At 63.2% G+C, this 25,154-nt stretch carries 21 protein-coding genes and 1 pseudogene; 7 read left to right on the top strand and 15 right to left on the bottom strand.

Translation table 11 applies throughout. The annotated features are described in order from the left end of the window. Positions 1 to 24 precede the first annotated feature (24 nt). Positions 25 to 2,379 (bottom strand): PAS domain S-box protein, encoded by a 2,355-nt coding sequence (locus tag ACFQS4_RS12800; protein WP_497901876.1) that lies wholly within the window; start codon positions 2,377 to 2,379, stop codon positions 25 to 27. 186 nt (positions 2,380 to 2,565) lie between these two features. Then, on the bottom strand, positions 2,566 to 2,808 hold the full coding sequence (locus ACFQS4_RS12795; protein WP_497901875.1) for a CDGSH iron-sulfur domain-containing protein: 243 nt from the start codon (positions 2,806 to 2,808) through the stop codon (positions 2,566 to 2,568). 131 nt (positions 2,809 to 2,939) lie between these two features. On the opposite strand from ACFQS4_RS12795, the gene ACFQS4_RS12790 reads away from it, so the two are divergent. Both ACFQS4_RS12790 and ACFQS4_RS12785 read left to right on the top strand, forming a co-directional pair. After that, on the top strand, positions 2,940 to 3,425 hold the full coding sequence (locus ACFQS4_RS12790; RefSeq protein WP_497901874.1) for a DUF456 domain-containing protein: 486 nt from the start codon (positions 2,940 to 2,942) through the stop codon (positions 3,423 to 3,425). A 71-nt stretch (positions 3,426 to 3,496) separates the two neighbouring features. Further along, on the top strand, positions 3,497 to 3,664 hold the full coding sequence (locus ACFQS4_RS12785; protein ID WP_497901873.1) for a DUF8014 family protein: 168 nt from the start codon (positions 3,497 to 3,499) through the stop codon (positions 3,662 to 3,664). A gap of 43 nt (positions 3,665 to 3,707) precedes the next feature. On the opposite strand, the gene ACFQS4_RS12780 is transcribed toward ACFQS4_RS12785, so the two are convergent. From ACFQS4_RS12780 to ACFQS4_RS12765, 4 genes are all read right to left on the bottom strand, one after another. Further along, a complete protein-coding gene (locus ACFQS4_RS12780; protein ID WP_497903196.1) occupies positions 3,708 to 5,423 on the bottom strand; it encodes a glutamate--tRNA ligase in 1,716 nt (571 codons plus the stop codon). 129 nt (positions 5,424 to 5,552) lie between these two features. Then, the gene (locus tag ACFQS4_RS12775; RefSeq protein ID WP_497901872.1) at positions 5,553 to 6,179 is read right to left on the bottom strand and encodes a DUF8159 domain-containing protein; all 627 of its coding nucleotides are present in this window, start codon (positions 6,177 to 6,179) and stop codon (positions 5,553 to 5,555) included. Between the two features lie 133 nt (positions 6,180 to 6,312). After that, positions 6,313 to 7,365 carry a geranylfarnesyl diphosphate synthase gene (gene idsA3, locus ACFQS4_RS12770; RefSeq protein WP_497901871.1) on the bottom strand — a complete coding sequence of 351 codons (1,053 nt, stop codon included), beginning with the start codon at positions 7,363 to 7,365 and terminating at the stop codon, positions 6,313 to 6,315. Between the two features lies 1 nt (position 7,366). Further along, positions 7,367 to 8,716 carry a ribonuclease J gene (locus ACFQS4_RS12765; RefSeq protein ID WP_254156682.1) on the bottom strand — a complete coding sequence of 450 codons (1,350 nt, stop codon included), beginning with the start codon at positions 8,714 to 8,716 and terminating at the stop codon, positions 7,367 to 7,369. A gap of 433 nt (positions 8,717 to 9,149) precedes the next feature. Here ACFQS4_RS12765 and ACFQS4_RS12760 point away from each other — a divergent pair, with 433 nt between their 5' ends. Beyond that, complete coding sequence (locus ACFQS4_RS12760) at positions 9,150 to 10,061, top strand: DUF726 domain-containing protein (protein ID WP_497901870.1); 912 nt, start codon at positions 9,150 to 9,152, stop codon at positions 10,059 to 10,061. A 335-nt stretch (positions 10,062 to 10,396) separates the two neighbouring features. Here the strand turns inward: ACFQS4_RS12760 and ACFQS4_RS12755 are convergent, their stop codons facing one another. The 6 genes from ACFQS4_RS12755 to ACFQS4_RS12730 form a co-directional block, all read right to left on the bottom strand. Beyond that, positions 10,397 to 11,068 (bottom strand): DUF1028 domain-containing protein, encoded by a 672-nt coding sequence (locus tag ACFQS4_RS12755; RefSeq protein WP_497901869.1) that lies wholly within the window; start codon positions 11,066 to 11,068, stop codon positions 10,397 to 10,399. A 2-nt stretch (positions 11,069 to 11,070) separates the two neighbouring features. After that, the gene (locus ACFQS4_RS12750; protein ID WP_497901868.1) at positions 11,071 to 13,236 is read right to left on the bottom strand and encodes a dipeptide ABC transporter ATP-binding protein; all 2,166 of its coding nucleotides are present in this window, start codon (positions 13,234 to 13,236) and stop codon (positions 11,071 to 11,073) included. Further along, positions 13,233 to 14,114: an ABC transporter permease gene (locus ACFQS4_RS12745; protein ID WP_497901867.1), complete on the bottom strand. Its 882-nt coding sequence runs from the start codon at positions 14,112 to 14,114 to the stop codon at positions 13,233 to 13,235. Before ACFQS4_RS12745 ends, ACFQS4_RS12750 begins: the two co-directional genes overlap by 4 nt. Next, complete coding sequence (locus tag ACFQS4_RS12740; protein ID WP_497901866.1) at positions 14,114 to 15,073, bottom strand: ABC transporter permease; 960 nt, start codon at positions 15,071 to 15,073, stop codon at positions 14,114 to 14,116. The genes ACFQS4_RS12745 and ACFQS4_RS12740 overlap by 1 nt, the downstream gene beginning before the upstream one ends. 58 nt (positions 15,074 to 15,131) lie before the next feature. Further along, positions 15,132 to 16,769, bottom strand: coding sequence for an ABC transporter substrate-binding protein (locus ACFQS4_RS12735; RefSeq protein ID WP_497901865.1), 1,638 nt, complete (start codon positions 16,767 to 16,769; stop codon positions 15,132 to 15,134). A gap of 150 nt (positions 16,770 to 16,919) precedes the next feature. Beyond that, on the bottom strand, positions 16,920 to 18,170 hold the full coding sequence (locus ACFQS4_RS12730; protein ID WP_497901864.1) for a Zn-dependent hydrolase: 1,251 nt from the start codon (positions 18,168 to 18,170) through the stop codon (positions 16,920 to 16,922). A gap of 238 nt (positions 18,171 to 18,408) precedes the next feature. Between ACFQS4_RS12730 and ACFQS4_RS12725 the strand changes: the two genes are divergently transcribed. The 3 genes from ACFQS4_RS12725 (at position 18,409) to ACFQS4_RS12715 (ending at position 21,245) form a co-directional block, all read left to right on the top strand. Next, positions 18,409 to 19,101 carry a type 1 glutamine amidotransferase gene (locus tag ACFQS4_RS12725; RefSeq protein ID WP_497901863.1) on the top strand — a complete coding sequence of 231 codons (693 nt, stop codon included), beginning with the start codon at positions 18,409 to 18,411 and terminating at the stop codon, positions 19,099 to 19,101. A 206-nt stretch (positions 19,102 to 19,307) separates the two neighbouring features. Then, the gene (locus ACFQS4_RS12720) at positions 19,308 to 20,108 is read left to right on the top strand and encodes an IclR family transcriptional regulator (protein WP_497901862.1); all 801 of its coding nucleotides are present in this window, start codon (positions 19,308 to 19,310) and stop codon (positions 20,106 to 20,108) included. Between the two features lie 639 nt (positions 20,109 to 20,747). Next, complete coding sequence (locus tag ACFQS4_RS12715; RefSeq protein ID WP_497901861.1) at positions 20,748 to 21,245, top strand: hypothetical protein; 498 nt, start codon at positions 20,748 to 20,750, stop codon at positions 21,243 to 21,245. A gap of 13 nt (positions 21,246 to 21,258) precedes the next feature. On the opposite strand, the pseudogene ACFQS4_RS12710 reads toward ACFQS4_RS12715, so the two are convergent. Further along, a pseudogene (locus tag ACFQS4_RS12710) lies at positions 21,259 to 21,932 on the bottom strand (IS6 family transposase). A gap of 138 nt (positions 21,933 to 22,070) precedes the next feature. Between ACFQS4_RS12710 and ACFQS4_RS12705 the strand changes: the two are divergent. Next, the gene (locus ACFQS4_RS12705; protein WP_497901860.1) at positions 22,071 to 22,634 is read left to right on the top strand and encodes a gamma carbonic anhydrase family protein; all 564 of its coding nucleotides are present in this window, start codon (positions 22,071 to 22,073) and stop codon (positions 22,632 to 22,634) included. 13 nt (positions 22,635 to 22,647) lie between these two features. Here ACFQS4_RS12705 and ACFQS4_RS12700 read toward each other — a convergent pair whose 3' ends face one another. Both ACFQS4_RS12700 and ACFQS4_RS12695 read right to left on the bottom strand, forming a co-directional pair. Beyond that, a complete protein-coding gene (locus ACFQS4_RS12700; protein WP_497901859.1) occupies positions 22,648 to 24,249 on the bottom strand; it encodes a GTPBP1 family GTP-binding protein in 1,602 nt (533 codons plus the stop codon). Positions 24,250 to 24,341: 92 nt separating this feature from the next. Further along, a complete protein-coding gene (locus tag ACFQS4_RS12695) occupies positions 24,342 to 24,920 on the bottom strand; it encodes a J domain-containing protein (protein WP_497901858.1) in 579 nt (192 codons plus the stop codon). Positions 24,921 to 25,154: the final 234 nt, after the last annotated feature.

The following is a 25,154-nucleotide window of genomic DNA, read 5'->3' as shown; positions in this document are numbered from 1 at the left end:
CTGGCAGTGGACGGCAGAAAGCGCTCACGTCTCAGGGGCCGGGAGCGTAACCGAGAACGTCGCCCCTTCTCCGGGTTCGGCATCGACCCAGATGTCGCCGCCGTGACGCTCGACGATGCGCTTACAGAGCGCCAGGCCGATACCGGACCCCGAGTACTCCTCGCGGCTGTGGAGCCGCTGGAAGACCTCGAAAACTCGACTGTCGTGTGCCGGGTCCAGTCCGATCCCTTCGTCGCAGACGGACACGACCCACTCCCTCCCGTCTCGTTCGGCCGAGACGTGTATCTGTGGCGGTTCGTCGCCGCTGTAGGTCATCGCGTTGTCCAGGAGGTTCTGGAACAGTTGGCGGAGTTGCGTACGGTCTCCTCGGACCTGGGGAAGTGAATCAGACGTGATGGTGGCGTTGCTCCGTTCGATCTGTCCCTCGAGATCGTCGAGTACGTCCTCGAAGACGGCGTCGAGATCGGTCGGCTCGAGCGGCTTTCCTCCCGTCTCGATACGGGAGTACTCGAGCAATCCCTCGATCATCGCCCGCATCCGGTCGGCACCCTCGACGGCAAACTCGAGGTAGTCCGTCCCGTTTGCGTCGAGGTCGTCTTCGTAGCGCTGTTCGATCAACTGGAGGTAACTCGAGACCATCCGAAGGGGCTCCTGGAGGTCGTGGCTGGCCGCGTGGGCGAACTGCTCGAGACGTTTGTTCGACTGTGTTAGCCGCTCGTTCGCTCGTTCGAGTTGTCGTTCCCGTTTTTTCCGGTCCGTGATGTCCCGGATAACGCCGGTGAAGTAGCGGTCGTTCTCGTAGACGATTTCGCTGAACGTGATCGACAGCGACACCGCCGAGCCGTCGGCACGCTGGCCCGGAATCTCGACGTAGTCCCAGTCGAGGGTTCGCTCGCTGGTCTCGAGATACTGCTGTAGTCCCGCCCGATGACGAGCCGCGAGGTCGTCGCGCATGAGCGTCGTAAGCGACTCACCGACCAGTTCGTCGGGTTCGTAGCCGAAGACGTCCTCCACAGCGGGGTTCACCGATCGGATCGTGCTCTCCGCGTCGATTGTCACGATGACGTCGTTGGCCGCCTCCGTCAGCGCCCGGTATCGCTCGAGTTCCAGTTCGTACTGTTTACTCTCGGTGATGTCGCGGAAATAGACAGAGACGCCCGTTTCGGAGGGGTAGAGGTTCGCTTCCACCCAGAAGTTGAGCGGGTCGAAGTACAGGTCGTAGCTGGTCGGCACCTGGTCGTTCAGCGCCGTGTGAAATGCGTCCCAGACCTCGTCCACCTCCGCCGCTTCGGGGAACATCTCCCAGAGTTTCTCCCCGAGTAACTCCGCTCTCGGTCGCTGGAGCAGTTCCGCGGCGCGCTCGTTGACGTGCGTGAACCGGAACTCGTCGTCGACGGCGTAGAACGCGTCGGTAACCCGCCCGAGCATCTCCTCGAATTCGCTCTCGAGGCGCTTCTGGTCGGTGACATCGGTAAGCGCGAGAACGGCGCCGGTCGCGTCGCTGCCGTCGCCATCGGCGTCCAGCGGGGCGCCGTTCACCGTCACCCAGATGCGCTCGCCGTCGGGACGGCCCAGGCCAATCTCCATGTCGAAGATCGGCTCACCGGTTTCGATTACCCGCATGAACGGTGTTTCTTCTCCGGAGAGGGGGTTTCCATCGGCATCGGTCAGCCTCCAGCGCGGATCGTCGTACGCGACCGACTCGATCTCTTCGCGGTCGCGTCCGAGGATGTCCTCGGCGTGTTCGTTCGCGAACTGCAGGTCGCCCTTCGCGTCGAATACCACGATTCCGACGGGGCTGGTCTCGACGATCTGTTCTTTGACCTCCTTTTCCGCCTCGACGGATCGCTCCGCTCGCCTGGTTTCGATAGCGGAGGCGAGTATGTTCGCGATGCTCTGGACGAAATTCACGTCGTATTCGGTGAACGCTCGGCGTTCCGTCGTGTGCGTGCCCAGTACGCCCCACGGGTCCTCGAGCGAGCCGATGATGACGCTGACCCCGCTGACGACGTCGTGATCGACCAGCAGGTCGGGCCCGGAGAAGCGGTCTTCGGTCCGCAGCTCGTCGACGACGATTGGCTCTTCGGAGAGGAGCGTATAGCCCGCTTGCGAGTCCAAGTCGGTCGGCGCCGTCGCGGTTCCGACGAGTCCGTCTTGCCAGCCGACCCCCTGCCGGAGGAGGACCTCGTCGCCGCCGGGGAGCAATTCGAGCACCTTACAGTACTCGGTCTCGAGCGTCTCCGCGACGGCGACCGAGGCGTCGTGCAGCAACCCATCGAGGTCGTCGGTCTCGAGCGCCTGCTGGCCAAATTCGGCGACGACTTCCTGCTGATGGACCCTCGTGCGGAGTTCGCTGTCCGCACCCGGACTCGATTCCATTGCTATTGAACTATTTGCGTCCGTCTGTAAATCCTTTCGTTCGGTACGACTGTCTTATAATACTGGACCGAGACGAACGATCAGTTGACGCTCTCGCTGATCGTCGAGTGTACCGTCGGCCGGTCGTGGGCCCTTCCCCTCGACGATACCCGGTCGACCCTATCCTTCGACGATACCCGGCCACCGTCACTCGTCGCTGCAAACAACGTCCTCGACGACGCGCCGCGACCGATCGCCGTCCTCGTCCGTCTCGTACACGTAGAGTTCGTCGGTTCGTTCGTCTCGCGTCGTCCGGTGGGTCCCGTCACAGAACGGGTACGTCTCCGCGAGTCCACACTGACAGATCGCGACGTTTCCTTTCTCGGGATCGATGTCGTCTTCATCGAGCTTTCGTGGGCCGGTCGCGTCGTGGCGGACGAGTCGTGCCATGTCGGGAGAGACAACCGTATCGTACAAAACGGTGGCCACGTCAGCCAGACCGAGCGCTCGAGCCGCGAAATCGGGAAATCCGTTACACGGCAGGCAATACGTCTTTCCCCCTGCCGAACGACTATCGAGCCATGGTCGACGCCCTCACTGTGCTCGCGGTCGTCCTCCTGGTCGGCGGCATCGCCGGCACCGTCGTCCCGCTCGTTCCCGGGGGTGGGCTCTCACTGGCCGGACTCTTCCTCTACTGGTGGCACACCGGGTACACCGAACCCGGCGTCGTCCCGTTCGTCGCGTTGACCGCGCTCGGCCTGGCCACGCTGTTCGCGGAGTTCTTCGCCGGGTCGGTCGCCGCCCGCGCCGGTGGCGCTTCCTGGCAAACGACCGCGCTCGCTGCCGCCGTCGGCATCGCACTGATGATCGTAACCGGGCCGCTCGGCTTCCTGGTCGGCCTCTTCGGCACCGTCTTCGCCCTCGAGTTCGTCGGGAACCGCGACCTGGAGAACAGCCTCCGGGCGGCCGGCTACGCCACCGCTGGAACGCTCGCGTCGACGGCGGTCCAGTTCCTGCTGACGAGTGCGATCCTCGTCGGATTTCTCCTCGCCGTGTTCGTCTTCTGACCGCCTCGACTGCGTGCCGCATCGCCGACCACCGAAACGATTGTGTCACTGGACCGCCCAGAGTCGGCATAATGCGCTGTAGCGAGGACGGCTGCGACCGGGACGCCGCCGTGGAGTTACACATCCCGTGGGCCGAAAACCGCGTCGTGTGCGCGGCCCACGCCCGCGTGCTGGGTCGCCAAGACGGTGTCGTCGCCGATCCGTTTCCAGACAGCGGGCCGGACCTGCTCGAGGAGTGAGGTGCTTCGACCGAAAGCGGGTCGCTCGAGACGTTGACGCCGATTACGGGTGGGCGTAGTAGGCAACGACCTCGTCGTCGACCTCGTCGATCCGGGCGAAGCCCACCCGCTCGAACTGGACGAGGTCGTCGGGAGAAAGGTCCCCGACCTCGGGTTCGGCTCGTCCCTCGACGTCGCCGTCCTTCGTTCGCAGCGTGAGCGGGACGCTCTCGGCCGCCGGTGCCCAGTGGATCACGTCGACGTCACCCTCGCGGACCACATCGATGGAGTCGCCCGTGTACTGCAGGACATCCCGGGTGTACTGGAAACAGCCGAGTCCCTTCAGCCAGATGCGCTCCTTTCGCTGGGGGAAGTCGTCCTGCTCGAGGACGACGGCGTCGCCGACGGGGATGTGGCGCACGCCGCGATCCTCGTGGTTCGGGTGGAGCGGCGGCGTCGCTTCGTCCGGTGGACTCCCGGCTAGCCCGACTTCGGCGCCCTCGCGAACGAAGAACCGCCGGTCGGTCTCCTCGTCGATCAGGTCTCGATTGGCCGCGTAGATGGAACTCATCGCGAGGTCGACGTCGCTCGTCGAGGTGCCGAGCTGGATCATGGCGTCGGTGATCGCTTCGCCGCGTATCCCGCGGCGCCGGAGGCTCTGGATGGTTGGCGCCCGCGGGTCGTCCCAGCCGTCGAGGTGACCGGCCTCGATCAACTCTCCGATTCGGGAGGTACTCATCTTCACGTCGTAGGCGTCAACCTGGACGTGGCCCCAGTGGACGACCTCGGGGTACGTCCAGTCGAAGTACTCGTAGAGGAACCGCTGGCGCTTCGCGGAGTCCTGGAGGTCGATTCCCCGGATGATGTGGGTGATGCCGATGCGGTGGTCGTCGACGCCGGACTGGAAGTCGAGCATCGGCCAGCACCGGTAGTCGGCGGCCCGTTCACGCGGGTGGGGCGTGTCGACCATCCGGAAGGCGACCCAGTCCCGAAGGGCGGGGTTCTTGTGTTCGATGTCCGTCTTGACCCGGAGGACCATCTCGCCGCTTCCGTACTTGCCTGCGACCATGTCCTCGAACTCCTCGAGGACCGTCTCCGGGTCCTTGTCGCGGTGGGGACACGGTTCGCCGCTGTTCTTCAGGTCGCTAAACTCGTCGCCTGGACACGAACAGGTGTAGGCACCGCCCATCTCGATGAGCACTCGAGCGTGGTCGTAGTAGCTCTCGACCCGGTCGCTCGCGCGGTAGACCGCGTCTGGGTCGAACCCCAGGTAATCGATGTCCTCGAGGATCCAGTCGTAGGCCTCGAGGTTCGGCCGCTTCGTCTCCGGATCGGTGTCGTCGAAGCGAACGCAGAACCAGCCGTCGTAGCGCTCCTTGTAGGTCCCGATGACGGCGGGCATCCGCGCGTGGCCGATGTGCCAGGGGCCGTTGGGATTCGGCGCACAGCGCATCCGGATCTCGTCGTACTCGTCGGCGTTCGGGAGATCAGGCAGGACCGTGTCGTCTTCTTCGTCCTCGGCCTCGAGTTCGGCCAGTTCCTCAGGTGCCAGTTCCTCGAGTCTGGCGCGGCGCTCGTCGGGGTCGAAGCCGTTGACTCGAGACACGACGCCACCGACGACGCCGGGGACGTCGTCGGCGTGTTCGCGAAAGTCGGGGTTGTCGCCCATCAGCGGCCCCATGACGGCGCCGACGTTGGCCTCGCTCCCGTGTTTGACCGCGTTCAGCAGTGCGTGTTTCTCGGCCTCGCGCTCGACGCGGCCTCGTAACTCCTCGTCCATGTTGGCGAACAGTTTCGCCCGCGCGTTCAAAACAGCCGCGGTGTGCGCCCGAGTTCGTGCTCGAGCGTGTCGACCAGTCCTCGGAGGCATCGATCAGTCCTCGAACGCTCTAATCTTCGAACGCGCTGATTAGTCCTCGGAGACGTTCGACGCCTCGGCAACATCCTCCTCGTACACCATCATCTGCTGGATGTTCATCCACAGCGCCATCTGCTGCATCTCGCCCTCGTTGTGGGCCTCGAGCCACTCGTTTTTGACGCCCCAGCCGTAGGCCTGCCCCTCGAGCGGGTTGACGATGTCGCCGACGAGCATGCCGTAGTCGCTGTCGCCGTTCGCGACGACGGTCTGGTTGTACGCCTGGACGACGACACCCATCTCGTCGAGGGTGGTCTGGTAGAGGTCGTGGTCGACGCTGGTCGCTGGCGGGTCGTCTGACTCGTTGGCGGATTCGTCGTCCGACGAGTTCGAATCGCCCTCGAGGTCGTCGCCGACAGTCGACTGATACTCGAGGATGAGGTCGCCGTCGTTCTCGTAGAGTGCTTCGACGGTGATGTCGTAGTCCTGGATACCGTTCTCGAGGACGTAGTAGAATTCTTCGGGCGTGCCCTGTGGCGGGTCGGATGGTTCGGTTGGTCGAATGTTCTGACTGGAACTGCCGAGAAACGAGCCGAGACAGCCGGCGAGGCCGGCCAGCCCCGCCGCCCCGACACCGCCTAGCAGACGGCGGCGAGAGAGCGAACCGTTCGAGTTGTCCATACCCTTCGTAGCGACAACACGGGCAAAAACCTCCGTTCCATTTCGAGCCGTGAGTCGTCGGCCAACTCGAGTGCTGAGTCGTCGATCAACTCGAGCAGCGAAAAATCGCCGAGGGACTACCCAACCGACCGGTTCAGTAACCGCGCTCGATCAGATAATCGGCGACCTGGAGGAGCAATTCGCGAGCCTCGTTGTCGGGGAGCACCTCGAGGCGGTTCTTCCCGCGGTCGACGAGGTCGCGCGCCTTGTCGTTCGCGTAGGAGATCGACCCGGAGTCCTCGAGCGTGGCGACGGCGTCGTCGATCTCGGCCTCGGTAACGGCGTCGACGTCGGTGGTGTCGACCAGCGACTCGACGTCGACGCCCTGCTCGCGGGCGTGAACCGTGATGAGCGTCTGCTTGTTCTCGACGAGGTCGCTCCCGCGTTGCTTGCCGAGCTTTTCGCTGGGGACGGTCAGGTCGAGCACGTCGTCCTGGATCTGGAAGGCACGCCCGACGTCGAGTCCGTAGCCGTAGAGTGCGTCGACGGTGTCCTGGTCGGCCCCCAGCAAGATTGCCGGGAGCGCCGCCGAGGCTGCGTAGAGGACGGCGGTCTTCTGCTCGACCATCTCGAGGTACTCTTCGGGCGTGACGTCCTCGCGCGATTCGAAGCTCACGTCGAGTGACTGTCCTTCACAGATCTGCGTGCAGGTGTTCGCGAGGACGTCGAGCGCCTGCACCGTTCGATCGGATTCGGCGCCCGTCTCGAGCATGATCTCGAAGGCCTTCGAGTACAGCGTGTCGCCCGCGAGAATCGCCGTCTCGAGGTCGTAGGCCTTGTGGACGGCGGGAACGCCACGGCGGAGGTCGTCGTCGTCCATGATGTCGTCGTGAATGAGCGTGAACGACTGGATGACCTCGACGCTGACCGCGGCGGCCATGAGGTCGACGGTCGACGGTCCCTCGACCGTCGGGAACTCCCGGTAGGGCGTCGACAGCGGCTCGACGTCGGTGAGCGCTTCCCCGGTGGCCAGCAGGACCGTCGGCCGAAGCCGCTTGCCGCCAGCGTCGAGCAGGTATCGGGACGCCTCGTAGAGACGTTCCGGCCGCGTGATCGGTAGCTCTTCGGGGATGGCCTCGTTGACGAGTTCGCGTCGCTCGCCGACGGCCTCGAGCACCGCTTTCTCGCGTGCCTCGGGTGATGTCATATCAGTCGACAAGCTGGATCAGGTTGCCGTTGCGCGAGACGTGGACGTCACGGCCCATATGGTAGCCCTCGCCTTCACAGAGCTTGACGTAGCCGGAAAGTCCCTTGAGGTCCTGGTGAGCCGGGACGATGTGCTGGGGCTGGAGCGCGTCGAGCATCGCGTAGTGACCCTCCTGGTTGAGGTGGCCGGAAACGTGGATGTCGTCGTAGATGCGCGCGCCCTGCATGCCCAGAAGCTTCTCGGCCTGGTAGCGCTGGCCCTCGTTGGTCGGTTCGGGGATGACGCGAGCGGAGAAGACGACTTTGTCGCCGTCGTCCAGTTCGTAGGGGGTCTCGCCGCGAGCCATTCGCGTGAGCATCGCGCGGGGTTCGCCCTGGTGGCCCGTCACGACTGGCAGGAAGTTCTCCTTGCCCTCGTTCATGATTCGCTTGAACGTCCGGTCGACGGACTTCCGGTGGCCGAACATTCCGAGGTCCGACGGGAAGTCGATGAAGTCGAGTCGTTCCGCGGTGCCGGAGTACTTCTCCATCGAGCGTCCGAGCAGGACGGGCTGACGGCCGATGTCGTCGGCGAACTCGACGAGGCTCTTCACGCGAGCGATGTGTGAGGAGAACGTGGTGGCGACGATGCCGCCGTCGTAGTCCTCGATGCTGTAGAGGACATCGCGCAGGTGCTCGCGGGCGACGTTCTCGGAGGGGGTTCGCCCCTTCTTGTTCGCGTTGGTGCAGTCTTCGATGTAACACAGGACGCCCTCGCCCTCGCGCCCGATCTCGCGGAAGCGCTTCATGTCGATGGGGTCGCCGATGACGGGCGTGTGGTCCATACGCTTGTCCAGGCCGTAGACGATGGCGCCCTCGGGCGTGTGCAAGACCGGGTTGATCGCGTCGATGATCGAGTGGGTGACGTTGACGAACTCGAGTTCACACCCGTGGTCGCCGATGGTCATCGACTCGCCGGGGTCCATCTTGACCAGGTCGTTCTCGACGCCGAACTTCTGCTCGCTCTCGATCTGCTGTTTGACCAGTTCGATCGTGAACGGCGTCGCGACGACTGGGGCGTCGTAGCGGTGGGCGAGTTTCGAGATCGCGCCGATGTGGTCGAGGTGGCCGTGGGTCGGGACGATCGCCTGGACGTCGCCCTCGAGATCGCTCATGATCCGATCGTCAGGGATGGCGCCCATGTCGATCAGATCGAGGCTGTGCATGCGTTCGGTTTCGACGTTGTCGTGGATGAGAACCTGCGAGAGGTTCAGACCCATGTCGAAGATGACGACATCGTTTCCTGCGCGAACGGCAGTCATCTGCCGTCCAACTTCTTCGTAACCGCCGATGGTTGCAATTTCGATTTCCATGGTTGTATACACTGAGCGCGGTGTGCGCGCTCGTCGAAACGGTCCGCGGACTCCCGGGTACGAAAGACCGCCACGGTGTCGCGTCGGTCGGGGTCCCGCTATGCGTTCGGGATCGATTCCGGACGTCGAACACGGCGAGGCCGTGTCCACGTCGCGCGAACGCACTTGCCCGCGGGTTTCGCTACCCCCGTCTACACACCCAGGTAGTATAAAGTCCGTGGGTTCGACGACCGGTCGGTGCAGGCACGTCACTGACTGTCGATGAACGCGACCACTGTCGCTCGAGTAGAGGGTTACGGATATCTTTGGCCGTATCTGAAATACACTCATTCAGGCGAACAGATAGAATAAACGGCTCGCACGTTGTCCCGAATGTTATTCTACTTGGACACTCACAATAACATTAATATTCAGGTGCATTGAAGCACGACCTATGCCACCACGACGCACGAGTGACGATGGCACGACCGATCGACCTGTTTCGCGACGAACTATCCTCCGCGGTCTCGGCGTCTCTGCCGTCGGTATTGGCACGCTTGGCGCGGCGACGTCGTCCGTCCAGGCGGGGAAAAGCGATTCCTGCGAGGACCCGCCGATGGACTTCCCGCGCGTGAGCACTCGAGGCCACTTCGACACGAACTGGTACGGGAGCGTCTACGTCACCGACGGAAACACCGAGACGAACTACGACCTCGCGGGCGATCCAATCCCTGGACTCGGCCGGCCGGCGAGTGGGGAACTCCTGATCCACGCCCACGGCTGGAACAACGACCGCGAGGGCGGCGTCTGCTCGACCAGCACCGCCGCGAACACGTTCGACCTCGAGGGCTACGACCACCCGGTCGTCGGCTACACCTGGGACGCCGACTACGGCTGGTACAACGCAACGGAAATTGCCGAACGAAACGGAGCCAAACTCGCGAGCTTCCTGGTCGATTACCGCGCCCAGAATCCCGACGTGACGGTCCGGCTGTGTTCGCACTCCCTCGGCGCCCGAGTCGCCCTCAGTGCGGTCGACGCGCTCTCGTCGTGGGGGTACCACGACCTCCTCGAGAGCGTGACGCTCCTGGGTGGCGCCGCCGACGACGACGCACCGTCGCTCGAGGGGAGTTACGGCTCCGCAATCGCAAACGCGACCGGCCGCCTCGACAACTTCTGGATGAACGACGACGCCGTGCTCGACTGGGCCTACGGCACTGCCGAGATGGGGACCGCGATTGGTGCGACGACGATCGATGGCACACCGCCGTGGAACTACACCGACCACAACGTCGACTACGTTCCGGATCACTTCACCCACTACAAGCCCGACGGCTGCATCCACGAGGTCGTCGCGACGTTCTGAACCCGTCCGCTTCGCTTCGTTTTCTCCAGCTGTCTGAGCGCCGCTGGGCGGTGAATTGTCTAGCTGCTAGTCGTACAATTTTAATTACTTATAGTCTAAAGTACCTTATTTCTTAGATGTTTCTCTCAAAACCCATCAAAACTTGAATATTGCTCAATACGGCGTTCTAATGCCCATACACGACAACAATAGGTGGCTATTTAGAAATAGGCTATGAGGCGGGGTGAAAAGATCGAATCCGCCTATATTGGTAAATTACGGGGGCATACCCGTAACATGGCTTCTTCAGTTCGAATATAGTTAACAACTAACATATATTTTTAGAGTATAGTTGTCTACTGAGAGATGCGTTCGGGATATCGTTGTACGTCTGCTCGAGGATACGCTTCTTTCCACTCCTTTCCCACGGTCGTCGCCAGGTGGTGAATCCGCTCGAGTTCTGCGACTGCGTCGTCGTGCTCGTCGACCCGGAGATCGTGAGCGAGACGGGGTTCGTCGGGGTCGAATACGCACAGGGCAGTGCTCTGGACGTGTTCGCCGCGTTTGTCGCCCCCGGCGTCCTCGCCCGCCCGGAGGGCGTCCAGGAGTCGCCGGTCTAGTGGACTCCCGCTCGAGGATTCGAAGGTGTCGGCCATAACCGCCAGTACGTCCGCCGATTCGAGCATGTTGCCTGCGACGGTGTATCCCTCCCCCTCGAGGTCATCGGCGACGGGTACGCACTCCGAACCGGTCACCGCGACCGTGTCGCCGCCAGCGTCGATGCCGTGAACCTGCCGAACGGCAGCGTGTGTGTCGTCCGCGAGCTGGGACTCGACGGCGTCCTTGATGGTCGTTCCTACCTCGAGGGCCCGGACCGCCCGCACTCCGAGAGGCGTGCTGGTCGTCGCCTGCGTGCAGACGGCGCCTCGCCGGCAGACGAACGGTGCGGTCGATCCGACGGCGATGGCCTTCGTCGCGACCGCGACGCCATGGCGACCGTCGACGGTCGCACAGATCGAGAACGTCACGGTTAGTCCGTCTCCGACGGTGCGGGTGACCAGCCGTGTACCGGGTGGCTCATCTCCTCGACCGAGAGGTGGCAGGCGATCCGGTGATCGCTCTCCGCGGTGACCGGCTCGGGGAGCGGCTCGTCCGTTTCGCACACCTCGCCGATCTTCTTCGGACAGCGCGTGTGGAACGGACAGCCGGTCGGCGGATCGATCGGGCTCGGAACCGTCCCCTCGAGCAGGATACGCTCGGTCTCCCGGTTCGGATTCGCGTGTGGGACCGCCGACAGCAGGCTCTCCGTGTAGGGGTGATACGGCGGCTCGAACACCTCCTCGACGGTGCCGAACTCGGCGATCTTCCCGAGGTACATCACCGCCACGCGGTCACAGAGGTGCTGGACGACGCTGATGTTGTGGGAGATGAACAGGTACGAGAGACCGAACTCGTCCTGGATGTCGTCGAGCAGGTTGAGGATCTGTGCCTGGACGCTCACGTCCAGCGCGGAGACGGGTTCGTCACAGACGATGAGGTCGGGTTCGACTGCGAGCGCGTTCGCGATGGCGATTCGCTGTTGCTGGCCGCCCGAGAACTGGTGAGGATACTTGTCGGCGTCGCTCGCCGAGAGCCCGACGCGCTCGAGCAACTCCTCGATCCGGTCGCGCTTATCGTCCCCCGTCGCGATGCCGTGTTTCGCCATCCCCCGGCCGATGATCTGGGCGACCGTCTTGCGCGGGTTGAGCGAACTCTTGGGGTCTTGGAAGATGATCTGCATCTCCTTGCGGAGGCTCCGAATGTCCTTCTTCCCGAGTTCGTGCAATGGGTGGCCGTCGAAGTAGACCTCGCCACCGGTGGGCTCGAGCAGTTGCATCACGGTCCGGGCGACCGTCGACTTGCCACAGCCGCTCTCGCCGACCAGACCGACCGTCTCGCCGCGGTCGATCGTGAAGCTCACGCCATCGACCGCCTCGACGTAGCGGCGCTCGAGCGTCAGCCCGCCGCTCTCGGTTCGGGCCAGCGAGAGATTCCCGAAGAATCCGTCCCCCGCCGAGAAGTGCTTCTGCAGGTCGCGAACCTCGAGCAACGGCTCCGTATCCGTTCGCGGCTCGCGCTGGCGACGCTCGACGCCCTCCTCGACGGCCGGCTCCGAGAGGTCGAGTTCGTCGGTTCGAATGCACGCCGCCTGGGCGCCCGGCGGGGCACCAGCGACCGGCTCGAGCGGCGGGTCACGGCCGGAACGGCACGCCTCGACGGCGTGTGGACACCGGTCGGCGAAGTTACAGCCGTCGGGCAAATTCTTCAGGTCCGGCATCGATCCACCGAGTGCGTAGAGTCGGTTCCGGTCCGAGTCGACCGCCGGAATCGCGTCGATGAGCGTGCGCGTGTAGGGGTGTCTCGGCTGCTCGAAGATGTCGTCGACGCGGCCCGTCTCGACGAGGTTGCCGGCGTACATGACGCCGACGCGGTCGCAGGTCTGGGCGACGACGCCCAGATTGTGGGTGATCATCAGGATTGAGACGCCGCGCTCCTCGCGGAGGTCGTTCAGCAGGTCCAGGATCTTCGCCTGGGTCGTCACGTCGAGTGCCGTCGTTGGCTCGTCGGCGATGATCAGGTCCGGCTCGCAGGCCAGTCCGATGGCGATCAGCACTCGCTGGCGCATCCCCCCGGAGAACTCGTGGGGGTACTCGTCGATGCGCGACGCCGGGTCCGGAATCTCGACTTCCTCCATCGCCTCGATGGCGATTTCGCGCGCCTCGCTCTCACCGACGTCCTGGTGGAGCCGGATGGTCTCGACGATCTGCTGGCCCACGGTGAGGACGGGGTTGAGCGAGGTCATCGGATCCTGCGGGATCAGCGTGATCCTGTTCCCGCGGACGCTGCGCATCTCCTTCTCGGTGAGCGTGAGAAGGTCCGTCCCGTCGAAGGTGACCGACCCGGAGACGATTTCTCCCGGATAGCGGATCAGGCGCATGATCGACTTCGCCGTCACGCTCTTTCCCGCCCCCGACTCGCCGACGATGCCCATCACCTCGCCGCGCTCGAGGTCGAACGAGACGTCGTCGACTGCGGTAACGACTCCGTCCTCGGTCCGGAACTGCGTGCGGAGGTCCTCGACGGCGAGGAGCGAGTCGCTGGCGATACCGTCGGCGTCTGTCGTCGGCGTGGTGTCGGTGGTCTGTCTCGAGGTCATTCGATGATCTCCCCCTTGGGATCGAGGACGTCGCGAAGGCCGTCACCCAGCAGGTTGAACCCGATGACGGCGACGGCGATCGCTCCCGCCGGGAAGAACACGAGCCACGGCGCGTCGCCCATGAACGACCAGCCCTGGTTGATCATCAGGCCCCACGAGGGGGTCGGCGGCTGGACGCCCAGCCCGAGGAACGAGAGGCTCGCCTCGAGCAGCATGGTGAACGCGACGTTGATCGACCCCTGGACGAGCAACGGGCCGACGCAGTTGGGCAGCACCTCCCGGAAGATGATGTAGCCGTCGCTCTCCCCGCGGGCGACGGCGGCTTCGACGAACGATTCGTTGCGCACCGACAGCGCCGCGCTGCGGGCGACCCTGGCGATGAACGGCGTATAGACGAACGCGAGCGCAAGGATCACGTTGTTGAGACTCGGCTCGAGGACGGCGACGATGGTCAGCGCCAGCAGGATCGGCGGGAACGACATCATCGCGTCCATGCCGCGCATGAGCCCCTCGTCGATCAGCCCCTGGTAGTAGCCGGCGACGACGCCGATGGTCGTCCCCATGACCATCGCCGCGCTGATCGAGGTGAACCCGACGTACAGCGAGATCCTGGCCCCCATTATCACGCGACTGAAGATGTCGCGGCCGAGGTCGTCGGTTCCCATCGGGTGCTCGAGCGACGGCGCGATTTCGCGGTCCTGGACGTTCGTCGCCTCCGGATCGTGGGGAACGACGAACGGCGCGAGTATCGCCGTCGCGAAGAGCGCGATGACGATGAGCAACCCGATCATCGCCTTCTGGTTCCGGCGGAACTGGCGGGCGAATCGGCCGTAGTGGGCCTTCTTCTCGTCGGTCAGCCGGAAGCGTTCGGTCGACATTACTCGGACCCTCCGTAGCGGATTCGCGGATCGACGTACGCGTAGAACGTGTCCGCGAGGAAGTTCGAGACCATGTAGATCAGTGCGATCACGATGATGCACCCCTGCAAGAGGGGGATGTCGCGGTTCTCGATGGCCGTCAGCGTCAACTGGCCGATGCCCGGCCAGGAGAACACCTGCTCGAGGACGACGACGCCCCCGAAGGCGTAGCTGAACTGGAACGCGATGACCGTGATGACGGGAATCGCAGCGTTTTTCAGCGCGTGACGAACCACGACCGCCCGCTCGCTGAGCCCCTTCGACCGGGCGAATTCGACGTAGTCCTCGCTCAGCTCGTCGATCATGCTCGAGCGAGTCATGCGCATGATGTAGGCCGTCAGTGCGACGCCCATCGCGCTCGCGGGAAGCGCGAGGTGGTGAGCCGCCGCCACGGGATCTTCCATCGGCGAGACGTACCCGCGGGTCGGGAAGCCGCCCAGGGTGAGCGCGAACACGTAGATGAACACCAGCCCCCACAGGAAGATGGGGAGCGAGAGGCCCACGAACGCGAGCATCGACGCCGTCAGGTCCGTCGGGGTGTTCTTCTTGACCGCGGCGATGACGCCAAGTGGGATCGAGAGGGTCACCGACACGATCGTCGCGGAGATGGCGAGCAGCAGCGACCGTGGCAGTCGGACGCCAATCAGGTCGACGACCGGCGTCCCGTACCGGAGCGACGTGCCCATGTTTCCCTGGAGCAAGCCGACGACCCAGTCGACGTACTGCAAATACAGCGGCTGATCGAGCCCGAGCTGCGCCTCAAGCTGGGCAATCGATGCGTCGTTCGCGTTCGGACCGAGGATCAACAGCGCCACGTTCCCGGGCAGGATGTTCGTGAGGCCGAAGGTGATGAGCGACACGAGGAACAGCGTGATCGCCATGAACCCGAGGCGCTTGGCCAGGTAGCTAACGAACGCCATCTATGCGAGTGATCTGTGTCGCGTGGGATTGGTCGTAGTGAGCACGTGAACTCACGGATTACTCCATCCAGGTGTTTTCGAATCTGAAGGTCGAGCCGTCGGGCGACATGACCTCGCCCTTGTAGTTGGGTTGACGGGCCATCAACGTTGGCATCCAGTACAGCAGAATGTGGCCCGACCGGCGCTCCTGCAGGATCTCGGCGGCCTCGTGGTACAGCGGCGCGCGCTCTTCGATCTCGTAGAGCTGGCGTGCCTCGTCGATGAGGTCGTCGTACTCCTCGTCCTCCCAGCCGGTGAAGAAGAACGCCCCCTCAGAGTGGAGCGGTCGGTGGAAGCCGGCGTCCGGGAACCACAGCGCCAGGTACGAACTCGTCGTCGCCTGGAAGTTCCGGTCGGTGTAGACGTCGCTGAGCCAGTTGCTCCAGGTGATGAGCTGAATGTTGAGGTCGATGCCGACCTCGGCCGCCTGGGATTCGATGACCTGCGCGGCAGTCACCTGGTCGTTGTACTGCTCCGGGATTTGGAACGTCGCTTCGAACCCGTCCGAGTACCCGGCGGCGTCGAGGTGCTCCTGGGCGAGTTCGTAGTCCTGCGGCCGCGGCTCCAGGTCCGGGTGTTCCCACTCGCTCCCCGGCGCGGCGGGACTGGTCGCGACCTGCCCCTGGCCGTACAGCGCCGCCTCCATGACTTCGTTCTTGTCGATGGCGTACTCGAGGGCCAGTCGAGCGTCCCGGCTGTCGAACGGCTCCTCCGTACAGTTGACGCCCAGGTAGACGAGCGACTTCGGGAACCGGCTGATGAAGTCGACGCTCGAGTCGCCCTCGAGGGACTCGGCGTGTCGCGGGGGGACGTCATTGATGAAGTCGACCTCGCCGGCTTCGAACGTGTTGAGGCGGTTGTCGTCGTCCGAAATCTCGGACTTGGTGACCCTGTCGAGGTAGGGGAGTTCGTCGTCCCAGTAGTCGTCGAACGTCGTCATCACGAACTCGGAGTCGAGTTCCATGCTCTCGAACTGGAACGGACCGCTCCCAATTGGTTCGCTGATCGAGTCCTGTTCGGCTTGCTCGGCTGTGAGGACGTGCATGTGCGAGGTCGCCATCCGCGAGAGCATCGGTGCGAACGGCTCGCTGAGTTGCATGACGAACGTGTGGTCATCCGGCGCCTCCATCGAGTCGACCAGCGCCATGTAATCCGCGGCCAGTCCCTCGTTCTCCTCGATCCGGGTAAAGGAGGCGAGCACGTCGTCAGCGGTCAGTTCGGTGCCGTCGTGGAACTGGACCCCCTGGCGGATAGTGAACGTCAACTCGAGGTTGTCGTCCGAACTCTCCCAGTCCTCGGCCAGCAGCGGCTCGAGTTCGTAGTCCCAGTTCACTCGCACCAGCCCCTGCGTGATGTTCTCGAGGACGCGTGCGCTCGCCGCTGCGCTCTCGAAGTGCGGATCGAGACTCTGGACGGGAACGCTGCCACCCCAGAGGAGTTCCCCGCCCTCGACCGGGTCGCCCTCCTCGGCGTCGGGTCCTGTCTGATTGCCGTTCCCGTTGCCGATGCCGTTTCCGTTTCCATTCCCATCGCCACCGCCACCGAGGCACCCGGCGAACGCGATCGGCACCCCGGCGGCGGCCGCCTTCACGAAGAGTCGACGGCTCGGGCCCGTCGACGAATCGGCAGTCTCCGGGCTACTGTTATGACTTGCCATGCCTGTTTATGAGTACCATAGTCATCACATATAAATGTACGCATTTTTGCGTTCGAATCCCATAGAAGGGCGTCTCGGCCACTCGAGACGTGGATTCGCTCGGCCACTAATTCACACTTGCACCTCCACGCGTCGGCTAAACGAGCGATTTCACGCGTTAGCCAGACGAGCAATCGTCTCGGCGAGGACGGCCGTCGCTCTGGCACAATCCGTCCAGTCGGTCCACTCCTGGGGGTTGTGGGAGAGCCCACCTCGAGACGGGGCGAACAGTAGTCCTGCGTCGGTTACCCGCGCCACGTTCATCGTGTCGTGGGCCGCGCCGGAGTGCATCCGGACGGTCCCGACGCCGGTCGCCGTTCCCGCCTCGAGCATCGCGTCACGACACCGAGGAGCCATCGGCTCTGGCGGGATGTCGTACGGCCGGGTCACCGTTACGTCGACGTCGCGCTCGGCCTCGACCCGACGCGCGCTCTCCTCGAGCGCCTCGACGAGTGCTTCCATCGATTCGAGTTCGACGTCCCGGACGTCGACCCCCAGTCTGACTGACCCCGGAATGACGTTCGTCGCGTTCGGCGAGACCGACGACTTTCCAACGGTGGCGACCGCGGACGCCGAGTCGTCGGCGACGATTCGATTGGCTGCGTCCTCGACGTCGAGGACGATCTCGCTCGCGGCGGCGAGAGCATCGCTCCGGTCGTCCATCGGCGTCGAGCCCGCGTGGTCGGCTTCGCCGGCGACATCGACGTAACAGTGGGTAATTCCCGTGATAGACGTGACGACGCCCGCCGACGCCCCCGCCCGCTCGAGCTTCGTCCCCTGTTCGACGTGCAGTTCGAGCCAGGCGTCCCACGCGGCGGCGTCGAGGCGACCCGACCCGCGATAGCCGATGTGCTCGAGGGCGTCCTCGAGCACTGTCCCCGAATCGTCCTCGAAGGTGAGCGCCTCGTCGACGCTCGTCCGACCCGTCGCGACGGACGAACCGAGCAATCCGTTGCCGAATCGCTGTCCTTCCTCCTCCGTGAAGCACACCACGTCGATCGGCTGGCCGAGTGATCGGTCGGACTCCTGGATCGCCCGGACGGCCTCGAGCGCCGCGTAGACGCCGAGTGGGCCGTCGAAGATGCCGCCGACTGGCACCGAGTCCAGGTGGCTCCCCGACGCGACGGGAGCCGCCGACGAATCGGCTTCGGGCGGGTCCCACCGGCCAACGACGTTACCGACGGCGTCGATTCGCACCTCGAGACCCGCGTCCTCGAGACGATCGACGAATCGGTCACGCGCCAGTTCGTTCGCCTCCGTTCCCGTCAGTACCGTTCGCCCGCGGCCGTCGACGTCCGCTAACGCGCCGAACTGGGCGTTCGCTTCGATGTCGGCCCGAAGCCTCTCCTCGGAGACCATCATGTACACCTGACCGATGCGAAGCCTGCTGTGTTAAGTGTTTGCGTTTGACAGCACCTTGGTTCCGATCCGAACGATTCGACGACACCCGAACAGTTATGCGACGTTCCGTTAGAACGTTGCGTACGCTCGAGCCCCCGACAGTCGGTCGAGCCGTGAATCCAAACCCGGTCGGCGTCCACGAGAGTGGACCGTCACCGGCCGTCGCGGGCCGGTCTCGAGACGAATTCGAACGCCCACCATGAGACTCGCGTGCATTCAACCTCCGAACCGGTTCGACTACGGAACGGCGATCCAGCGCATCGTTACCGATCGATTCCCGGACGTCGAGTTTCGCGTCCTCGATCCCCGACACGATCGGTTGCACCCGATCGTGACCGCCGATGCGGTGATCATCACTGGCTCACACGCACGCATCAACCGACGGCCCCCGTTCCTCGTCCACCTCGAGGACGCGATCCGCGCCGCCATCGCCGAAGCGATTCCGATCCTCGGCGTGTGCTTCGGCCACCAGGTCCTCGCGTCGGTCCTCGGCGGCACGATCGAGACGCTCCCGGAGCGTTCGGCCGGTTTCGAGGACATCGACCTGACCGCGGCGGGGTCGAATCACGACCTGTTCGCCGGTTTCGACCACACCTTCACGTCGTTTTGCTGGCACCGCGACCACGTCCGGGAACCGCTCCTGGACGCGCGAGTCCTCGCGACGAATCGAACCGGCGTACAGGCGTTCGAATCGACCAGGGTGCCCGCTTTCGGCATACAGTTCCACCCCGAATTCGACCAGTCCATGGTCGAGACTATTCTCCGCGACCGGTTGGCTTCGGATCGGTGTCGCCAGCAACTCTCGCGTTCGACCACACCCGACCGGTACGCGAAGGCACAGGAGTCCAGACGACTCTACACGCACTTCCTCGAGCGGTACGTGGTGGACTGAGTCGTCGCCGGCTGAACCATCGATATCGTCGGGTCGACCTCGACCGTCGCTTCCCTCGAAATGAGAACGTCGTCGTTCGTTTGATGGGAGCGTTATCGCGAGCGTGTGCACCCGAACCGTTCTCCGGATTGAGCTGACCACTGGCTAACGCTACCGGTGGTTCGCCAAATGCGAACAGTTTTGAGGTATGCTCACCAGTGACACATATGGACGACCACGAAACCGGTTCCGCCCGGACCCTCGAGACGGTCGCTCGAGCCTGTGACGTGATCGAAACGCTCGAAAAACGCGACGGCGTCGGCGTGACCGAACTGGCGACGGCGCTCGACCTCTCGAAGAGTTCGGCCCACTCCTACCTCAACACGCTCCGCGAGAAACGGCTGGTGGTCAAACGCGGCGACACCTACCACCTCAGCCTCGAGTTCCTCTATCTCGGCAAATCAGTTCGCCATCGGCACGTCCTCTTCGAGCACGGCAAGTCGACGGTCGACCGCCTTGCCGAGCGGAGCGGCGAGTACGCCCACCTGATGTGCGAACAGCACGGCCTCGAGCGGAACATCTACAAAGTCCCGGGGGAGAACGCCGTTGGCGACGACTACCACACGGCGAAAGAGCAGAAGCCGGACTTCCTCCACTTCACGTCGACCGGGAAGGCCGTTCTCGCCCACCTCCCCGAGAATCGGGTCCGATCGATCGTCGACAGGTATGGGCTCGTTCGGAAGACGGAACACACCATTACCGACGTGGACGCGTTGCTCGCGGAGCTCGAGTCGATACGCGAACGCGGATACGCGGTCAACGACGAGGAAGAGATCAAGGGAATTCGTGCTGTCGGCGCTCCAATTCGAAGCGCGAACGGCGAGGTGCTCGGGGCGATTAGCGTGTCTGGTCCGACCAGTCGACTCAACGACGAGTACTATCACGACGAACTGCCACGGATGGTCACGGAGAGTGCGAACGTGACCGAAGCGAGCGTCAACATGTCCACTGCCAGCGAGACGCTCTGAGACGTTACTTCGCTCGACTCGTCTGGGCATTACACGCTTAAGATTGTAATGGAGTGTAACGAAGCTCTCTGTTCTCATTTCGGGAACGACGATCGGTGAACGTGTGAGCCGACATCTGATCACGCTCGAGCGGTCACTATTCTATATCTTAATTCTGATCATATAGGGTTAGTATGTTATTTCTGTTATTTAACTCGTCGAAATGTTCAATTGCACACTCAATCATTTACGTGTTCTTAGTGCGAATAAAATCGTTTAAAGCTAATATTTGTGCTTTTGTTACGCATATTTGCATATATTGGTGATTTGTGGGAGGGAACATGACGAATTTAGGGTAGGGTGAACGAGATTATGTAGTCTAAATTTTTATAGTTTTATAGTGTCTATTTTCATCACACGGCACTGTCTAGTTTAGCATCTCCGTTGGTGTCTGTCCGGTGAGTGACTGGTACGGTTGATGTCGACCGACGTGATCGAGCGTATCACTCGCCGAGGCGGTCGCCGCCGAGCACGAGCTCTGGCTCAAGGTCTCCCTTTCGCAGAGTATATGAATACAGTTTTTCGTCACCCGGAAATCACAGCACCATAATAAATATGTGCCAACACAAAGGCTTTGACTAATACATCTAACACATAGGTATGAACCGGAGAACTATCCTCGTCAAAGCCATTACTGCCTGTTCTGTAGCGTCTGGTGGGTGTCTGAGTGGCCCCTCCAATGATTCAAAACCCGATCAGAACGGTTCAACAGACGGACCAGTCGAAGGTCGAGTAGATTCTGTGTTCATTGAGAATCTTAGCGAAACCGAAGTACGTGTGGGGATTGTTATCCACGATGAAAATAATAATAAGGAGATATCCAATCGATATAGGATTCCAGAAAAGACCGGAATTGAAATCCCGGAGGTTGGGATAGAAGGGGAAGAGTATGAAACTGCTGTTCAGTATGATGGTGACCTGGAAGAATATGAGTGGTCTGTACAAGATACCTGTGTCCATGAAAACGAATCGACAGACTTCTCAATACTCATAGAAGAAAACAGAACTCTTGTCCTATTTGCAGAAGGATGTGATGAGAAATCCACTGGAATTCGCGCAGGGATAGAGTACTTTGATCACGAGGAATACATTATTTGATCAGGAGAACTATCTAGTTTAACAGCTCTGCTGGCATCTGTCCGTTGAGTGATTGGTGCGGTCGTTGTGTGTTGTAGTAGTGTACGAACTGTTCAAGCCATTCTCTGACACTCGCCCGACTGCCCACCCACGAAGTGTGGAAGCGGTCAACTCGCATCTTCAGCGTGTGAAACCACTTCTCGATCAGATTTCGCTCGACGTAGTCGAGCTGACCGCTTAACCCTAACCGAGAGAGGACAGTCAGATACCCATAGCCATCGACGAGATACACGGTGTCGGAAAGATCATGTTTCTCGGTCAATTGATGCAGGAACGCAGCAGCTGGATCGGTACCCCGTCGTCCGAAGACTGCGACATCGAGGAGTAATCGAGAGTCGAGATCTATACCCGCATACACCCAAGACCAGTTGCCGTTGATCTTGACAGCGGTCTCATCAACCGCGACCCGCGAGGGCTTCGCCGATAGCGGATCTGGCACGCTGTCAGCCAGCCGATGCACCCACTGCCAGATGGCCTGATGAGAGCGCTTGACACCGATCAAACGAAGCATCGCTCGTGTCTCTCGAAGCGAAAAACCACTCGTGTGGAGGCGGACAGCGAACACCCTGACAGGCGTCGCCGTCCACTCACGCTCTCAACAACATCAAATTCCGCTGCGTAGGATTCGCTGAGCAGGTCTGCAAGCATTGTTCCAAACTATCTCCACGACCTACCCGTTCCTCAAACTGACCTAACAAGACACTGCCCACCATACCTACTGAACTCGAGCCACCAGGCCCGGTCAAATTTCACCAACACTAACTCGACTCCTCCCAAACGGTGGCCATGATCCGATCTTTCGACGGCCGAGAACCGACGATCGCGGATTCGGCATACGTCGACGAGCGCGCGGTCGTCATCGGCAACGTCACGATCGAAGCCGATGCCAGCGTCTGGCCAGGGGCCGTGCTCCGGGGCGACCACGGCGAAATCGTCCTCGAGGAAGGCGCGAACGTCCAGGACAATGCGACGGTCCACGAGGGGTCGACGATCGGCCCGTACGCGACCGTCGGCCACAACGCGATCGTGCACGCCGCGACGGTCGGCGAGCGGGCGATGGTCGGGATGGGGGCGATCGTCCTCGATCGGGCGACGGTCGGCGCAGAGAGCCTGGTCGCTGCAAATAGTGTCGTCACGGAGGACGCGACGGTCCCCGAGTCGGTGCTGGTCGTCGGCGCTCCCGCAGAAGTCAGGAAGGAGGTCGAGGATTCGCCGCGGGCAACCGCTGCGGACCACTACGTGGAACTCGCGGGGCGGTACGCCGAGACGTCCGAGGTTCTCGAGCGTGGGACGCTCGAGCCCGATGTCGGTACCGATACTGAGACAGATTCAACTATCGATACCGATTAGGTCGAATCCCCGATTACGTCGCCGGTGAGACGTCCGTCACCGTCCCGACGCCCTTGCTTCGACCCTCGCGGAAGACGAACTTCTGGCCCTCCTCGACCAGGTACGAGCGGAACTTGAACCGTACTCGGGTTTTCCCCTTGTCGCCCGGCAGGAGGCGACCGTCCTCGGGATAGAACGCCGCGGCCTCGCCGATGGTCTCGAGGTGGACGACGGGTTCGTAGCCGTCGCCGATTCGCGTGGGGTGGTTGAGTACCATCACCTCGGCCTCGAACTCCCTGACGGGCGTGGGATCGGCGTCGCCGGGCAGGAGGACCATCCCGCGCTCGATCTCCGCCTCCTCGACGCCCTTGAGCGCGATGCCGACGATCCGCCCGGACTGGGCCTGATCGACGCGGTGGTAGTGCATCTCGATGGATCGAACTTCGACCTCGCGGAACGAGCCGTCGGCCATCGGCCCGAGCAGGAGTTCGTCGCCGGCCTCGACCTCGCCGCGCATGACCGTCCCCGAAGCGACGGCGCCGACGCCGGTCACGGCGTAGCTTCGGTCGATGTACATCCGGAACTCGCCGTCGTCGCTGGCGGTCTTCGGCAGTCGGTCGAACAGTTCGTCGAGGACGTCGAGGCCGTCCATCGTGATCGCACTGGTTTCGACGATGGGGACGACGGTGTCGCCGATTTCCTCGACGGCGGCGTCGACACCGTGGCGGCCGACCCGGAGGGGAGACTTGCCGACGTCCCGGAGGAGGCGCTCGACCTCGAGGACGACCTCCTCGATGCGGTCGTCGTCGACGAGGTCGGTCTTGGTCAGCGCGACCACGGTGGGGAGTTCCGTGGCGAGCAACACTCCCAGGTGTTCGCGGGTCGTCCGCGTCGGCCCGTCGTCGGCGGCGACGACGAGCAGGCCGTAGTCGAGTTTCTGACCGACGAGACCGCGGATCGTGGTCCGGAGCCAGGGTTCGTGACCGACGGTGTCGACGAACGAGACGAGGCGGTCGGCCTCCTCGACGACGGCCGCCCGGTCCTGTTTCCGGTTCGGGTTCGTAACGTGCACCGGCCCCTCTTCGTCGAACCCGTAGACGGCGTAGGAGAGGTCCGCGGACAGCCCCCGCTCGACCTCGTGGGGCTGGACGTCGAGGAAGGCTCGCGTCGCACCGTCGCCGTCGTCCGGGCGGCCCGTGACGAGCGAGCCGACCAGGGTGCTCTTTCCGTGGTCGACGTGGCCGGCCGTCCCGACGACGACGTGCTGGTCGTCCGTCTCGAGGACGGCGCCCTCGCGGATCAGGGCGATGCCGACGACGCCGCCCTCGATGCCCCAGGTCTGGACATCCTCGATGTGACACTCGGCTTCCTCGGCGAGCAGCGAGAGCACGTCCATCGACTCCGAAAAGGTGTCGACGTCGATGCCGGCGAGGCCGCCGTCGTCGGTGACGCCGACGACGTACGTCGCCTCGCCGTCGCCCGAGAGGACGCGGTGACGGAGCTGTGCGGCGAGACTCTCCCGTCGCCCGCCCTCGAGGTGGATCGACTCGAGCAGCCGTTCCTTGAACTCGACGTTCCCACCGTCCTGTTCGCCACGTTCCAGGGCCCGCTCCAGCAGGGCCCGGTCACGGCTCATATCCGGTGATAGCGAGTCACACGGCAAAAGCCTTCCTGCCGAATGTCAACGTGTGTCTCTCGAGAGCGACTGTGACACAGAGTGTCATGTCTTCACTCGCGGAGGCGATCGTAGGCCGCTGTCACCCGCTTGAACTCCGCCTCGTCGCCGCCGCGGTCGGGGTGGACGTCCTTGACGCGGTCTCGATAGGCCCGTTTGATCGCCGCCTGGTCGGCCGTCGGATCGACGCCGAGCACGCTCCGGGCTTCGGCGGTCGTGGGACCGCTCGAGGTCGCGGACACTCGATTTCGGGGATCTTCGCCGTGCCAACCTGTGGGACCGGCTTTGGTTCCGGGTCCGCCCCCACCAAGACTGGCACCGAATCGAGCTTCGCGCTCCGCACGCGTTCGCGGGCCGCCTCGAGCACGTGGGCCTGCCCCGAAGCCGCCGCGGCCGTCCCGGGCGCGTCGCGTCCGCTCGCGTTGACGTTGCTGACTCCGTACCTCGCGACGGCGAAGTCGTTCCACGAGCTTCCCGCTGCCGTGGTAGTACATGAAGTAGGCCGTCGCTCCGAGCGGAACCGCGACGACGAACGGGATCGGCGAGCGCGAGACGAACGAGCCGATCACGAGCAGGGCGGTCATGCCCGCGAACAGCGCGGCGACGAGCAACACAATCGGTGACCGTTGCACACTCGAGATAGGGACTCGAGCGGCCTAAAGGATGCGGCGACCGAACACGCGTCAGTCTCGACTCGCAGTGTCGTCCGGCCGCCGCGTCGAATACGCGACCGTTTGTGTTCACCGAGGGATGCGGCCCAGAGTTGGTGAGGCGAGTAGTGGCGGGCCGAGGGGTGACGACGTGTAGCCGGGACGCGGCCTCGAGCTAAGAACGAACGGCCTTCAGTTCAACCTTCCGTTCAAACT

It is taken from the genome of Saliphagus sp. GCM10025317, assembly GCF_042663665.1.
Classification (GTDB): domain Archaea; phylum Halobacteriota; class Halobacteria; order Halobacteriales; family Natrialbaceae; genus Natronosalvus.
This window is presented reverse-complemented; position numbering and strand designations above follow the sequence as displayed.

What these genes read in the sequence shown, in the direction of transcription:
- ACFQS4_RS12795 (WP_497901875.1), bottom strand. Translation starts at nt 2,808, where the DNA reads ATGGCACGACTCGTCCGCCACGACGCGACCGGCCCACGAAAGCTCGAT.
- ACFQS4_RS12760 (WP_497901870.1), top strand. Translation starts at nt 9,150, where the DNA reads ATGCCACCACGACGCACGAGTGACGATGGCACGACCGATCGACCTGTT.
- ACFQS4_RS12775 (WP_497901872.1), bottom strand. Translation starts at nt 6,179, where the DNA reads ATGGACAACTCGAACGGTTCGCTCTCTCGCCGCCGTCTGCTAGGCGGT.
- ACFQS4_RS12790 (WP_497901874.1), top strand. Translation starts at nt 2,940, where the DNA reads ATGGTCGACGCCCTCACTGTGCTCGCGGTCGTCCTCCTGGTCGGCGGC.
- ACFQS4_RS12735 (WP_497901865.1), bottom strand. Translation starts at nt 16,769, where the DNA reads ATGGCAAGTCATAACAGTAGCCCGGAGACTGCCGATTCGTCGACGGGC.
- ACFQS4_RS12765 (WP_254156682.1), bottom strand. Translation starts at nt 8,716, where the DNA reads ATGGAAATCGAAATTGCAACCATCGGCGGTTACGAAGAAGTTGGACGG.
- ACFQS4_RS12780 (WP_497903196.1), bottom strand. Translation starts at nt 5,423, where the DNA reads ATGGACGAGGAGTTACGAGGCCGCGTCGAGCGCGAGGCCGAGAAACAC.
- ACFQS4_RS12745 (WP_497901867.1), bottom strand. Translation starts at nt 14,114, where the DNA reads ATGTCGACCGAACGCTTCCGGCTGACCGACGAGAAGAAGGCCCACTAC.
- ACFQS4_RS12700 (WP_497901859.1), bottom strand. Translation starts at nt 24,249, where the DNA reads ATGAGCCGTGACCGGGCCCTGCTGGAGCGGGCCCTGGAACGTGGCGAA.
- ACFQS4_RS12730 (WP_497901864.1), bottom strand. Translation starts at nt 18,170, where the DNA reads ATGATGGTCTCCGAGGAGAGGCTTCGGGCCGACATCGAAGCGAACGCC.
- ACFQS4_RS12785 (WP_497901873.1), top strand. Translation starts at nt 3,497, where the DNA reads ATGCGCTGTAGCGAGGACGGCTGCGACCGGGACGCCGCCGTGGAGTTA.
- idsA3 (WP_497901871.1), bottom strand. Translation starts at nt 7,365, where the DNA reads ATGACATCACCCGAGGCACGCGAGAAAGCGGTGCTCGAGGCCGTCGGC.
- ACFQS4_RS12740 (WP_497901866.1), bottom strand. Translation starts at nt 15,073, where the DNA reads ATGGCGTTCGTTAGCTACCTGGCCAAGCGCCTCGGGTTCATGGCGATC.
- ACFQS4_RS12720 (WP_497901862.1), top strand. Translation starts at nt 19,308, where the DNA reads ATGGACGACCACGAAACCGGTTCCGCCCGGACCCTCGAGACGGTCGCT.
- ACFQS4_RS12705 (WP_497901860.1), top strand. Translation starts at nt 22,071, where the DNA reads ATGATCCGATCTTTCGACGGCCGAGAACCGACGATCGCGGATTCGGCA.
- ACFQS4_RS12750 (WP_497901868.1), bottom strand. Translation starts at nt 13,236, where the DNA reads ATGACCTCGAGACAGACCACCGACACCACGCCGACGACAGACGCCGAC.
- ACFQS4_RS12715 (WP_497901861.1), top strand. Translation starts at nt 20,748, where the DNA reads ATGAACCGGAGAACTATCCTCGTCAAAGCCATTACTGCCTGTTCTGTA.
- ACFQS4_RS12725 (WP_497901863.1), top strand. Translation starts at nt 18,409, where the DNA reads ATGAGACTCGCGTGCATTCAACCTCCGAACCGGTTCGACTACGGAACG.
- ACFQS4_RS12800 (WP_497901876.1), bottom strand. Translation starts at nt 2,379, where the DNA reads ATGGAATCGAGTCCGGGTGCGGACAGCGAACTCCGCACGAGGGTCCAT.